The sequence below is a fragment of the Streptomyces sp. NPDC031670 genome, from assembly GCF_055580545.1.
On the sequence record NZ_JBVILC010000001.1, the window covers coordinates 645,817 to 658,684 of the forward strand.

General features: G+C 73.7%; 10 protein-coding genes and 1 pseudogene. 8 read left to right on the forward strand and 3 right to left on the reverse strand.

Features of this window, described 5'->3' with window-relative positions:
• Window positions 1–91 precede the first annotated feature (91 nt).
• Window positions 92–1,396, reverse strand: a complete 1,305-nt coding sequence (locus tag ACZ5ID_RS02880; protein WP_468892803.1) for a TerD family protein — start codon at window positions 1,394–1,396, stop codon at window positions 92–94.
• A gap of 231 nt (window positions 1,397–1,627) precedes the next feature.
• Between ACZ5ID_RS02880 and ACZ5ID_RS02885 the strand changes: the two genes are divergently transcribed.
• The 4 genes from ACZ5ID_RS02885 (at window position 1,628) to ACZ5ID_RS02900 (ending at window position 6,247) form a co-directional block, all read left to right on the forward strand.
• Complete coding sequence (locus ACZ5ID_RS02885; RefSeq protein ID WP_468892805.1) at window positions 1,628–2,083, forward strand: DUF6643 family protein; 456 nt, start codon at window positions 1,628–1,630, stop codon at window positions 2,081–2,083.
• Between the two features lie 85 nt (window positions 2,084–2,168).
• Window positions 2,169–3,002, forward strand: a complete 834-nt coding sequence (locus tag ACZ5ID_RS02890; RefSeq protein WP_468892806.1) for an MOSC domain-containing protein — start codon at window positions 2,169–2,171, stop codon at window positions 3,000–3,002.
• A 142-nt stretch (window positions 3,003–3,144) separates the two neighbouring features.
• Window positions 3,145–3,750, forward strand: coding sequence for an Rv1733c family protein (locus ACZ5ID_RS02895; RefSeq protein WP_468892808.1), 606 nt, complete (start codon window positions 3,145–3,147; stop codon window positions 3,748–3,750).
• 91 nt (window positions 3,751–3,841) lie between these two features.
• On the forward strand, window positions 3,842–6,247 hold the full coding sequence (locus ACZ5ID_RS02900) for a right-handed parallel beta-helix repeat-containing protein (RefSeq protein WP_468892809.1): 2,406 nt from the start codon (window positions 3,842–3,844) through the stop codon (window positions 6,245–6,247).
• Here the strand turns inward: ACZ5ID_RS02900 and ACZ5ID_RS02905 are convergent.
• Window positions 6,217–8,591 (reverse strand): annotated as a pseudogene (locus tag ACZ5ID_RS02905) (hypothetical protein). The gene ACZ5ID_RS02900 and the pseudogene ACZ5ID_RS02905 sit on opposite strands and share 31 nt — an antisense overlap.
• A 193-nt stretch (window positions 8,592–8,784) precedes the next feature.
• Here ACZ5ID_RS02905 and ACZ5ID_RS02910 point away from each other — a divergent pair.
• Both ACZ5ID_RS02910 and ACZ5ID_RS02915 read left to right on the forward strand, forming a co-directional pair.
• A complete protein-coding gene (locus ACZ5ID_RS02910; protein WP_406553284.1) occupies window positions 8,785–9,645 on the forward strand; it encodes a DeoR/GlpR family DNA-binding transcription regulator in 861 nt (286 codons plus the stop codon).
• Between the two features lie 72 nt (window positions 9,646–9,717).
• Window positions 9,718–10,209, forward strand: coding sequence for an SRPBCC family protein (locus tag ACZ5ID_RS02915; RefSeq protein ID WP_468892811.1), 492 nt, complete (start codon window positions 9,718–9,720; stop codon window positions 10,207–10,209).
• Between the two features lie 54 nt (window positions 10,210–10,263).
• Here the strand turns inward: ACZ5ID_RS02915 and ACZ5ID_RS02920 are convergent, their stop codons facing one another.
• Entirely contained in the window at window positions 10,264–11,361 is a 1,098-nt protein-coding gene (locus ACZ5ID_RS02920; RefSeq protein ID WP_468892813.1) for a PLP-dependent cysteine synthase family protein, read from the reverse strand.
• A 286-nt stretch (window positions 11,362–11,647) separates the two neighbouring features.
• Between ACZ5ID_RS02920 and ACZ5ID_RS02925 the strand changes: the two genes are divergently transcribed.
• Both ACZ5ID_RS02925 and ACZ5ID_RS02930 read left to right on the forward strand, forming a co-directional pair.
• Window positions 11,648–11,974 carry a hypothetical protein gene (locus ACZ5ID_RS02925; protein WP_468892814.1) on the forward strand — a complete coding sequence of 109 codons (327 nt, stop codon included), beginning with the start codon at window positions 11,648–11,650 and terminating at the stop codon, window positions 11,972–11,974.
• A 145-nt stretch (window positions 11,975–12,119) separates the two neighbouring features.
• Window positions 12,120–12,656 carry an ATP-binding protein gene (locus ACZ5ID_RS02930; protein WP_406553280.1) on the forward strand — a complete coding sequence of 179 codons (537 nt, stop codon included), beginning with the start codon at window positions 12,120–12,122 and terminating at the stop codon, window positions 12,654–12,656.
• Window positions 12,657–12,868 lie beyond the last annotated feature (212 nt).

Consider the following 12,868-nt stretch of genomic DNA (forward strand, 5'->3'; position numbering starts at 1 on the left):
GGACGGCCGGGCGCCGGCCCACACGGCCTCCGCCGGCTTTCGATCCGGGCTCGCGGCTGCGGGCCGGGCCGGAACCGCGACCACGCGCGCGTCACTTGCGGCCGGGCGTCCAGTTCATGCCCCACCCGTACGCCTGGTCGACGGTGCGCTGCGGGCTGACACCGCGCGCGGGCACCAGATAGCGGGCCTCGCGCTGGACGACGAGGTCGCCGCCGTCGTTGGTGAGCAGGGCGAGGGCGCAGACCGTGGAGGGCACGGTGCACTCGTCGAGCGAGAAGTCGATCGCCGCGCCGTGCTGCGGCTGGAGGGTGACCGTGGCGTGCAGGTCGGCGAAGCTGCGCGCGCCCTCGTAGATCGTCACGAAGATCAGGACGCGGCGGAGCCGGTCCTTGTGGTCGAGGTTGACCGTGAGGTTCTCGCCGGACGTGAGGGCGCCGGTGCGGTCGTCGCCGTCGAGGTGGATGTACGGCGGTCCGCTGAGCGAGCCGAAGGCGTTGCCGAGTGCCTGGACGACCCCCTTGCGCCCGTCCGTGAGCTCGTAGAGGGCGCACAGGTCCAGGTCGAGGTCGGCGTGGTTGGCGACGGCCCTGCCGAGCTTGGCGCCCCAGCCGGAGAACTGCTTGCGCGTCTGCCAGTTGAGGTTGACCCGCAGCGCGCCCGAGCTGCCGCCCTGCTTGGCCAGCGAGACGGTGGGGGCGGCCTTCGTCAGGGTCACCTTCGACAGCCGTACGGGGGTGGCGGCGGGCGGCACGGACGGAGGCGGCGGGGTCGCCGCCGGGAAGGCGGGGGTGGTCGCTGCGGGTGCGGCAGCGGGGGCGGCCGGTACGGGAGCAGGAGCGGGGGCCGCCGTGCCCGGCCGGTCGACGGTGATCCCGAAGTCCGTTGCGAGCCCTTCGAGTCCGGAGTCGTACCCCTGGCCCACCGCGCGGAACTTCCAGTCGCCCTGACGCCGGTAGAGCTCCCCCAGGATGAACGCCGTCTCCACGGTCGCGTCCGCGCTGTCGAAGCGGGCGAGCTCCGCGCCGCTCGCCGCGTCCAGGACGCGGACGCGCAGCCCCGGGACGCGGCCAAACGTTCCTCCATCGGCGGACGCGGCGAGCACCACGCGGTCCACCTCGCCCTCCACGCGCGCGAGGTCGACGAGGAGCGTGTCCGTGACCTCCTCGGCCGAGCTCCGCTTGCCCTCGTGCCGTACCGCGCCGGAGGAATGGGCCGGCTGGTTGTAAAAGACGAAGTCGGCGTCCGAGCGGACCTTGCCGGTGCCCGCCGAGATCAGCAGGGCCGAGGCGTCGGCGTCCGGCACCCCGGGACCCGAACGCCAGGCCAGTTCCACCCGGACGACCGGCGCCGGCACCGGAACGTTGGACCCTTTAAGCATGGACATGCTCGCCCCCATCGCGAGTCGGGGTGCCGAAGATTTTCCGCACCGTCAACCTAAACCCCGCCGGACGTTCCGGCACCCGCCGGTAACCCCTCCCGAGCTCGGCCTTTACAGGATCCATGCGTTCCCGGGCGACCGATTTTCCCACGTTCGCTCGCATTGGGGCGATGCGGTCACTCCGAACCCGTAAAACAACCCCCTTATCGGGCTCCCCAACGACCACATCGTGGGCTTAACTTATGTGCCATGACCTCCCCCCGCTCCACCTATGGCGGCGGTTACTACTCCGCGCCGTCCTTCCCGGACACCCCCATCTACGACTCCCTCGTCGCAGAACGGGGTACGCCTCAGATCGCCCCGATCCGAGTACCCGCCCTGTACGACACCGCCGGCAGCTATCTGCCTGCCCTCCCGGCCGCGCTTCCCGCCCTGCCCGCCGGCCCCTCCCAGCAGCCTGCCTACGCCTCGTCGTACGGCTACCAGCAGGCACCGCAGCCGATGCCGCTGCAGAGCGCGCCCGCGCCCTACATCCCGCAGCAGACCGGGGCCCCGCGCGCCTACCCGGGCCCGCAGGTCCAGCAGCAGCGCCCGCCTGCCCCGTCCGGCTACGAGGCGATGCGCCCCGCGGCCCCGCGGCCCGCGCCCGCCCCGACGCCCTACTACGACGGCTACCAGCAGCCGTACCAGAACACGGGGTACTGAGCGGGAACCACCGAGCGGGACGGCCTACCGCCCCCCGCTCCCAGGGGTCCGGCCGGATGTCCGAGGCGGCTGGCAGGATTGGCTCATGGAGAGTCCGGTTCAGCCCGTCGTGCGCCACATCAACGTCTACCCCGTCAAGTCGGTCCGGGGGTACCGACTCGACGAGGTGGCGGTCGAGCCCTGGGGGCCGGTCGGTGACCGCCGCTGGATGGTCGTCGACGCCGCCGGGAAGGCCGTGACCCAACGGGAGAAGGCGCGGCTCGCGTTGGCCGCCGCCCGGGCGCTCCCGGACGGCGCCGTCCGGGTGTCCGCGCCCGGCAAGGAGGATCTGACCGTCGCCGTGCCCGAGCCGATCGCGCCGGTCACGGTGACGCTCTTCGGCAAGAAGGTCGAGGCGATAGCGGCGGACGAGGCCGCGCACGCGTGGTTCAGCGACCACCTGGGGGCAGAGGTCCGGCTGGTCCACCTCGACGACCCCGCGACCCGGCGGCCCATCGACCCGGACTTCGCCGTGCCCGGCGAGACGGTGAGCTTCGCCGACGGCTTCCCGCTCCTGATCGCCACCACGGCCTCACTGGACGCCCTGAACGCCCTGATCGCGCGGGGCGATCGCCCGGACGAGGGCCCGCTGCCGATGAACCGGTTCCGCCCCAATGTGGTGATCGAGGGCACCGAGGCCTGGGCCGAGGACGACTGGTCGCGCATCGCGCTGGGCGACGTCGTCTTCCGGGTCGCCAAGCCCTGCGGGCGCTGTGTCATCACCACCACGGACCAGGCGACCGCCGAGCGCGGCCGTGAGCCGCTGCGCACCCTGGGCCGCCACCGCCGCTTCGGCAGCCAGCTGGTGTTCGGGCAGAACCTGGTCCCCGAGCGCCCCGGCGTCATCCGCACCGGTGATCCCCTGCGCGTTCTCGCGTAAGGCACCCGTCGGCGGGAACTCGTGGGAGCAGCGGACGCGTTGTGCGGGAGAGGGACCGGGTGATGTTGCTCTCTTCCGGGCCCGCTCACGCGTAGGGCATGCCGTGCGGGGCCAGGACGCAAGCGGAAGGGGGTGCGATCCGGTGCGATCCGCAGTCGGGGTGTGGCGCTGGCGGAGGAACCGCTTATGCCGCCGTACGGACCTGGTCGAGGCATGGGTGGCGCTGGTCGCCCTGGTGCTGATGGTGGTGGCTTCACCGGTGCTGGGCGGCGTGTGCGGGGCGGTCACCGACCATGCCCTGCAGCGCACGGCGGCCAGGGAGCAGCGCGAGCGGCATCCGACGACGGCCGTGGTGATCGGTGCGGCCCAGGAGCGCGGCTCGCTCGCCGACACACAGGGCGCGGGCGGCCGTGAGGGCCGGATCCGGGTCAGGGCCAACTGGACGGCGTACGACGGCACGCTCCACACCGGCACGGTCGCGGCCCCCAGGCGGGCGGCCCCGGTGGGTTCCACCTTCCGCATATGGACGGACCGCCGCGGTATACGCACCGGGCGCCCCCTGGACCCCACGACCGCGCACGCGCACGCGGTGTTCGCGGGCCTCGGCGCGGCTGCGGCGGCGGCCGGCCTCCTGGAGGTCGTGCGGCGGCTGGTCGTATGGCGTCTGATGCGACGGCGGTATGCCCGTCTCGACCGCGCCTGGGCCCGATACGGTCCGGACTGGGGCCGTGCGGGAGCGGGCAGCTGAGCGGTCAACCCCGCGGCCCCGCGCGCGCTACGGTGGACCATCAGTCGCACGTACAGCGTTCGCACGCACGAGGTGGGGGCAGAGCAGCGCCATGGCTCAGGGCACGGTCCAGGTAACCCACACGGGCACTTCGAGGTGGCGGCGCCGTACCGGCGAATACGCCTCGCTCGCCGCAGCCCTGGAGGCCGCCGCCGACGGCGACGTCCTCACGGTCGCGCCCGGCACCTACCGCGAGAACCTGGTCCTCCGGCGGGCCGTGACCCTGCGTGGCCCCGAGGGGTCGGCCGGTTCGGTGCGGATCGCCCCGGTCGACGGTGTACCGCTGACGGTGCGGGCCTCCGCCACCGTCCAGGACCTCCAGTTGGAGGGGCAGGACGCGGCGGCGCCCGCCCTGCTGATCGAGGACGGCGCGCCCGAGCTGTGCGACCTCCGGGTGGTGACCCGGTCGGCGGTGGGCATCGAGGTGCGCGGCGCCGCCCGCCCCACGGTCCGCCGGTGCACGGTGGACAACCCCGGCGGCGTCGGTATCGGCGTACTGGACGGCGCGGGCGGCCTCTTCGAGGAGTGCGAGGTGGTCGCGGCCGGTCAGTCGGGCGTCTCGGTCCGCGCGGGCGCCCATCCCCGGCTGGAGCGCTGCCGGGTGCACCACGCCTCGGGCGCGGGTCTGTCGGTCACCGGGGAGGGCACCGGTCTGGAGGCGCTGGGCTGCGAGGTGTACGAGATCAAGGGCGCCGGGGTGCAGATCGCCGCGCGCGCCACCGCGCACCTCACCGACTGCACGGTGCACCGCACCTCGGCGGACGGGGTCACCCTCGACACGGACGCGGTGCTCACGCTCGCGGACTGCGACATCCACGACATCCCCGAGAACGCGGTGGACCTGCGTTCCCGTTCGGTGCTGACCCTGACCCGCTCGGTGGTGCGCGGCTTCGGCCGCAACGGCCTGTCGGTGTGGGACCCGGGGACCCGGGTGGACGCCAACCAGTGCGAGATCCACGACAGTACGGGCGATTACCCGGCGGTGTGGGTCAGCGACGGCGCCACCGCGGTACTGGAGTCCTGCCGGGTCCACGACGTGCCGGACGCGCTGTTCGTGCTCGACCGGGGCTCGCGCGCCGATGTCGTCGACAGCGACATCTCGCAGGTGCGCAACACGGCGGTGTCGGTGAGCGACGGGGCCACCGCGCAGCTCGACGACTGCCGGATCCGGGAGGTCTCCACCGGCGCCTGGTTCCGCGACCACGGCAGCGGCGGCACGCTCGCCAACTGCACCATCGACGCGGCGCAGACCGGCGTGATCGTCACCAAGGGGGCCGATCCCCGGATCGAGCGCTGCACGGTGTCCGCGCCCGCGGAGGCCGGGTTCTACGTCTCGGCCGAGGGCCGGGGCACCTTCCACGGCTGCCGGGTCACCGGCAGCGGGGGCTACGGCTTCCATGTCGTGGACGGCTGCCGTACGACGCTGACCCGCTGCCGTACGGAGCGCTGCGCGCGCGGGGGGTACGAGTTCGGCGAGGACGGGCCGGTGTCCGAGGAGTGCACCAGCGACGAGAGCGGTGTGCGCACCGGGCCGGCGCAGTCGGCCGCCGCGCAGACCGCGACCCAGACCCTGGGCCTGCTCACCGCGGTTCCGGCGCAGCGCCCCACCGAGGCCGCCGCGGCGCCGGAGCCCGCCGCCGCTCCGGCGCGCTCCTCGCAGGACGTGCTCGGGGAACTCGACGCCCTGGTGGGCCTGGAGAGCGTCAAGCGCGAGGTGCGGGCGCTGACCGACATGATCGAGGTGGGCCGCAAACGGCAGCGGGCCGGTCTCAAGGCCGCGTCCGTCCGCCGCCATCTGGTCTTCACCGGCTCCCCCGGCACCGGCAAGACCACCGTCGCCCGGCTCTACGGCGCAATCCTGGCCTCGCTCGGGGTCCTGGAGCGCGGCCACCTCGTGGAGGTGTCCCGGGTCGATCTGGTGGGCGAGCACATCGGGTCGACGGCGATCCGTACCCAGGAGGCGTTCGACCGGGCCCGGGGCGGAGTGCTGTTCATCGACGAGGCGTACGCGCTGTCGCCCGAGGACTCCGGCCGGGACTTCGGGCGCGAGGCCATCGACACGCTGGTGAAGCTGATGGAGGACCACCGCGAGGCCGTGGTGGTGATCGTCGCGGGGTACACGGCGGAGATGGAACGCTTCCTGAGCGTCAACCCCGGGGTGGCCTCCCGTTTCTCACGGACCATCACCTTCAGCGACTACGACCCGGAGGAGCTGCTGCGGATCGTGGAGCAGCAGGCCGAGGAGCACGAGTACCGGCTCGGGAGCGGGACGGGCGAGGCGCTTCTCAAGTACTTCACGGTGCTGCCCAAGGGCCCGGCGTTCGGCAACGGCCGCACCGCGCGCCAGACGTTCGAGTCGATGGTGGAGCGGCACGCGGGCCGGGTCGCCCAGTTCGCGGACGCGAGCCCGGACGACCTGAGCCTGCTCTACCCGGACGATCTGCCCGAACTGCCCTGAGCGCCAGGGCGCGTCAGCGCTGGCGCGGGAGTTTCGGTGACAGTGCGTCGAAGAGTCCGGTGCGCTCCTCGGCGAAGACCGGGTCGGCCTGGTAGTCGGAGTGGGCCAGGATGGGCGCGGGCAGCGGCTGCCGGCGTGTACGTCCGAAGGCGAGCGGGTCCAGGAGCGGGCCCCGGTCGACGTTCGTGCCGGGCAGCACCGGTCCGCCGATCGGGTCGGTGGCCCGCCACAGGTTGCGCCAGCAGTGCAGCTCCCGGTGGAGGGCGGTCAGCTCGGGGCGCCCGAAGTAGGCGGGGAACCAGCGTCCGTACAGACGCTCCAGGGGCGAGCCGTAGGTCAGCAGCGCGACGCTTCGGCGGGTCCGGGCGGGAAGCTGCCAGACGGCCGCGGCGGCCAGCACGCTGCCCTGGGAGTGGCCGGAGATGACCAGACGGCCCCCGGTACGTCCGGTCCAGGTGTTCATCCGCCAGGCGAGGTCGGGCACGGCCCGCTCGGCGTAGCAGGGAGGCGCGAAGGGGTGGGCCGCGCGCGGCCAGAAGGTGCCCACGTCCCACAGGATGCCGATGGTGCGCCGGGCCGCCGCGTCCTTGTAGGCGCGCCGCCCCCAGGTGACGAAGAGCAGGAAGCCGAGGCCGGTGAACCAGGAGCCGAGCCCCTGGATGGTGTCGGCGGCCGAGGAGACCACGCCGGGCGCGTCGGCCGCCGCCCGCCCGGGGACCTGTCCGGTGGCCCAGGAGCCCGCGAGCGCGCCCCCGCCGAGCAGCAGGGTGGCGGCGCCGACGATCCCGACGAAGACGGGTGCGCGGTCGGTGAGCCGGGCCCGCGCGCGGACGGTGGCGATCCGCCGGGAGCGGGCGGCGTCGGGAAGTTCTCCCGGGTAGTCGGCCAGCAGCCGCGGCTCCTCGGCGCGCGCGACGCGCCAGGTGCGTAACGCGAAGTACACGACGGCCGGGACGAGGAGGACGAGCAGGGCCGGGATCACCGAGGCCTGCCAGGTGAGCAGCGGCGGCGGCCCCGCGAAGCCGTCCCGGGCCACGCCGGGGGTGCCCGCGCCGTCCAGCCAGTCGGCCACGCGCTGGGCGACGCCGCCCGTCATCACCCCGCCCAGTGCACACGCCAGCAGGGCCACGGCGGGGCCGCCGAGGCCGGTCAGGGCGGTACGGGAGTCATGGGCGCGGCGCCGCAGCACGAACGCCACCCCGGCGAGCAGCACGACCAGGACGCCCTGGCCGAGCGCGATGATCCCGAAGGTGCGGTCGCCGGGGAGCGTGGAGTGCGAGGTCCAGCCGGGCCGTTCCCACGACGCGTACACCATCGACAGGGCCAGCAGGCCGAGGGCGGCGGTGGGCAGGAAGGTGACGACGGCCCGGTCCAGGTGCTCGTCGAGGCGCGACTCGCTGCGGCCACGGCCGCACACCACACCCACCACCACGGCCGCGCCGACCAGCAGAGCGGCCGTCAGGGCGCGGCCCAGCACGTCGAGGGAGGTGTTCGAGGCGGCCCGGTCGTGGCGGGCGGCGGCCGTGGTGACGGCGGCGGCGACGGTGAGGAACCCGGCGGCGGTGTGGGCGGCGCGCAGCCGGGCGACCAGCCGCCGTCCGTACCAGAAGCCGGGGCGGCTCAGCGCGGGCGCGTCCGGCTCGCCCTCGTCCCCGGCGGCGCCGAGCGGCTGCTGCGACTCGTACGCGCTCCAGGTGCGGTTGGACAGGTACCAGAGCAGGCCGGTCAGCGCGGCGGGGACCGGCGCGGCCAGCGCCAGACGGCGGCCGGGCGCGCTCCACCAGCCGTGCCGCGAGGGCGACAGGAAGCCCAGCCAGGACTTCCCCTCGGCGCAGCCGGCCGTGCCCGCGCACTGCCAGGCGGCCAGGTCGAGCGCGACCTCGCAGACGGCGGCGGTGAGCAGCACGGTGAGGCTGAGGGCGACGAGCCGCACCAGCACTCCGTAGAGCCGCACCGCGCGGGCCGAGTCGCGGGCGGGCGGGCGCATCCAGTGCGCGAGGTTGACCACCATGAACGGCAGGAGCAGCAGCCACAGGGCGCGGGCGCCGTTGCCGGAGGTGAGGTTGGCCCAGCAGTACGCCTCGGCGACCGGCCCCTCGCGGTGGCGCTCGGGGTGGTCCTCGGCGTCGGCGTCGTCGGCGCGGCGGTACACGGCGGCGGTCTCGTCCCCGGTGACCCGGACCGTACGCGGGTCGTCGAGCATGGACTGCGGGGTGGCGCCGCCGACGCCGTGGACGAGGAGTTCGAGCGCGGGCCCGCCGTCGTCGGCGGCCGGTGTGGCACGGGACACTTCTGTGACTCGCTCTCGCGGTGGGAGGATCGGCGGCGGGACACGGCGGGGCATCGTGCGGATCGCGGATCGTGCGGGTCGGGCGTCGTGCGGGGGCCGTCCTGCCCCGGCGCGCGGCCGTGGCATGCGGGTTCTCCAGGATCTCGGATCGGGGGGCGCAGTGCGGTGTCCTCACGGAATCTCCCCGTGACAGGATTCGGATGTACGGCGACGACATGTACGGCCACGCGGAAGGACCGACCCGGCAGTGAGCGACAACCAGAACCTGCTCGCGGAGCAGCGTCGCGCCCTGATCCTCGACGAGGTCAGACGGCGCGGCGGTGTCCGGGTCAACGAGCTCACCCGGAAGCTGAACGTCTCGGACATGACGGTGCGCCGGGACCTGGACGCGCTGGCCCGCCAGGGTGTGATCGAGAAGGTGCACGGCGGGGCGGTGCCGGTGGTCGAGGCCTCCACGCACGAGCCCGGTTTCGAGGCCAAGTCGGGCCTGGAGCTGAACGCCAAGGAGGACATCGCGCGCGCGGCGGCGGCGATGGCGGTGCCGGGCAGCGCCATCGCGCTCTCGGGCGGTACGACGACGTACGCCCTGGCCCACCGGCTGCTGGACGTCCCGGATCTGACGGTGGTGACCAACTCGGTGCGGGTCGCGGACGTCTTCCACGCGGCGCAGCGGGCCGCGGGCTCCTCGGGCAGCCGGCCGGGGGCGGCGACCGTGGTGCTCACCGGTGGAGTGCGGACCCCGTCGGACTCGCTGGTGGGGCCGGTCGCGGACCAGGCGATCCGCTCGCTCCACTTCGATGTGCTCTTCCTCGGGGTGCACGGCATCTCGGTGGAGGCGGGGCTGTCCACGCCGAACCTGGCGGAGGCGGAGACCAACCGCCGGTTCGTGCGGTCCGCGCGGCGGGTCGTGGTGGTCGCGGACCACACCAAGTGGGGCACGGTGGGGCTGAGTTCGTTCGCCTCGCTGGACGAGGTGCACACGCTGGTGACGGACGCGGGGCTGACGGACGCGGCGCGCGAGGAGATGGCCGAGCATCTGCCGGGGCTGCTCGTGGCGGGCGAGGACGACGGGGCGGAGGCGGAGCCGGGCCCCGCCGAAGACATCTGACGCACCGACAGTTAGGGTGTGCGGGCCCGCTCGCCCGTGCCCGTCCACACCGACCACTGGAGGTGCGGCCCGATGGCTCGCCGACTCCGTCCCGTGGAGCTCGACTTCGTCGAGTCCGCCCCGTTGCGCCTGGTCTTCACCGCCGACGCGGTCGCCCCGGCGGACGCCCTCTACCGCGCGCTCGCCGAGGAGACCGGGGCCTGGCCGACGTGGTTCACGGCCGTGACCCACGCGCGGGCCACCGACGGCGGCCGGGAGGTCCGGCTGCGCGGCGGCACCCGGTTCCGGGAGACGGTGATGGCCGCCGAGCCCCGCGCGCGCTACGCCTACCGGGTCGACGCCACCAACGCCCCCGGACTGCGTGCCCTGTTGGAGGAGTGGCGCCTCACCCCCACCGCCGGGGGCACCCGGGTGCGGTGGACCTTCGCGGCCGACGCCGGCGCACCCGTGCGGTTCGCCCTGCGGCTGGGCCGGGCCGGCTTCGACCGGGCGTTCCGCGACGCGGTGCGGGCACTGGACCGCCGCCTCGCGGCGCCCGGCGCCGGCCCGTCGGCGGCGTCCTAGAAAGCACCGGGCGTTTCCGGCCGCTTCCGGCCGTCGGGCCCCGGCCCGACCGGTCTACTCCGGCCACACTCCGCTCGCCAGGAAGGTGTCGATCGTCGCCGCGTACGGCGCGATGTCCAGGCCCTGTTCGGCCAGCCAGGCGTCCGAGTAGTACTTGTCGAGGTAGCGGTCCCCCGGGTCGCAGAGCAGGGTGACGACGCTGCCGGTGCGCCCGGCGGCCACCATCTCGGAGACGATCTTCAGGGCGGACCACAGGCCGGTGCCGGTGGAGCCGCCGGCCTTGCGGCCGATGGCCGCTTCGAGGGCGCGTACGGCCGCGACGCTCGCCGCGTCCGGGACCTTCATCATCCGGTCGATGGCGCCGGGCAGGAAGCTCGGCTCCATCCGGGGACGCCCGATGCCCTCGATGCGTGAGCCGCAGTCGCTGGTCGCGTACGCGTCGCCCCGGGTCCAGCCGTCGAAGAAACAGGAGTTCTCCGGGTCCGGCACGCAGATGCGGGTGTCGAACTGCATGTAGTGCACATAGCGCGCGATGGTGGCGGAGGTGCCGCCGGTGCCGGCGGTGGCCACGATCCAGGCGGGCTCCGGGTAGCGCTCCAGCCTCAGCTGCTGGTAGATCGATTCGGCGATGTTGTTGTTGCCGCGCCAGTCGGTGGCCCGCTCCGCGTACGTGAACTGGTCCATGTAGTGGCCGCCGGTCTCCAGCGCGAGGGCCGCGGCCTCCTCGTACATCTTGCGCGAGTCGTCCACGAAGTGGCACTGGCCGCCGTGGAATTCGATCAGACGGCACTTCTCGGCGCTGGTGGTGCGCGGCATGACGGCGATGAACGGCACGCCGACGAGGCCCGCGAAGTACGCCTCGGAGACGGCGGTCGAGCCGCTGGAGGCCTCGATGACCGGCTTGCCGGGCCGGATCCAGCCGTTGCACAGCCCGTACAGGAAGAGCGAGCGGGCGAGGCGGTGCTTGAGGCTGCCGGTGGGGTGGGTGGACTCGTCCTTGAGGTACAGGTCGATGCCCCACCGCTCGGGCAGCGGGAAGCGCAGCAGATGGGTGTCGGCGGAGCGGTTGGCGTCGGCCTGGACCTTGCGCACGGCGTCCTTCAGCCACGCCCGGTAGGCCGCGTCGCTGCGGTCCACGTCGATGGTCTCCATGCCACTCCTCCATGTGTCGGCGCTCCGGGGGCGGCGGCGCCCTGGGCTGGAAAGATCGTGAAGCTGCTGGCGGAAGTCGGCTGGAAAGGCGCGGCTCCGCCACTTGACAATACCGCCCTCACCTGCACAAACCTTCCCTTTGAGGATCCATAGGGGTGGCTTGTGGGACACCCTGGAGGGGGGCGTGCGGCAACGGGCGACGGCCGATCCGACGTGCGCCCTGGTGCGTACGGCGATCGTTGTGCAGACTGCCCAGCAGGAACGGTACGAAGGGGGCACAGCGGCCATGACCGAGCCGGAGTTCAGCGCCAGGGGTGTGCGGATCGAACGGTGGACGCGTTCACTGACCAGGGCGGGGCAGGTCCTGATCAAGGACGGGCGGCTCGCCCTGCTCACCAGCAACGGGCGGGAGATCGACAGCGCGCCGCTGCGTGCGGTGAGCGCGGGCAAGCCGCTGCTGCCGTGGGCCGCCAAGGCCGACCGCACGGTGGCCAGGCTCAACGGCCACCGCTACCGGCTGACCATGGGCCAGCAGCCCGGGAGGCCGCGCGGCGCGGAGCTCGCGCAGCGTTTTCTGCAGGCGGTGCGCCCGGCGAGCGGGTCGCGCGGCTGAGGGGGCGGGCGGGGCGCGAGTTGCGGAGGGTCCACCCCTGAGCCACCCTGGTCTCACATCACTGAGGGTTTACCGGCGGTCACGCTGTGATCCAGCCCGCCGGACAGACAAGCTTCTTCCGGACCTCAATCGGGGAGTCGCAGCCGTGATCAGCCAGTCGAGCAGGCATTGCACGGTGGAGCTCCAAGCCCTGCCGTCGCGGATCGGACAGGTCCGCAGAATCGTTTCAGCACAGTTGCGTTACTGGCATCTCGATCCTCTGATCGACGAGGCGGCGCTGGGCGTCACCGAGTTGCTGACCAACGTCCACCGGCACGCCCAACCGGACAAACTCTGCACCGTGGAGATCGAGCTGTTGCGCGACCGGCTCACGGTGTCCGTCCACGACCACGACCCGCGGATGCCCGTCGTCCGCAGCACCGACCCCTTCGCCACCCATGGCCGCGGACTCGCGATGATCGCGGCGGTCAGCGAGAGCTGGGGCGTGCGCCCGCTGGGCGCCTCGGGCAAGACCGTATGGTTCACGCTTCCCGCGCCGCCGGCCCCGGTGGCGCTGCCGTCCCGTCCGGCGTACGGGACGAAGACGGCCGGGCCGTGCCTGCACAAGCGGCCCGCCCTGGTACGCGCCGAAGGCCGCGGCGGCCATCCGCGCACTCCCGCCCGGCTGCCCGCCGCGGGCTGACCGGGCGTACGGGCCGGACCGCGCGGTGGCGGCCGGCCCGCTCCTCGCCACGCCCCCGCCGCCCGCGCCCCATCGGGCCGGGCGGCGGGGGCGCGGGGGGGGGGGGGGGGGGGGGGGGAGGCTTTTCGTCGTCGGAACCCCCCTCCCCCGCCGAAGGACACCAGCAATCCCCCCCCCCCCCCCCCCCCCCCCCCTTTCCCCCCAAGACCAGA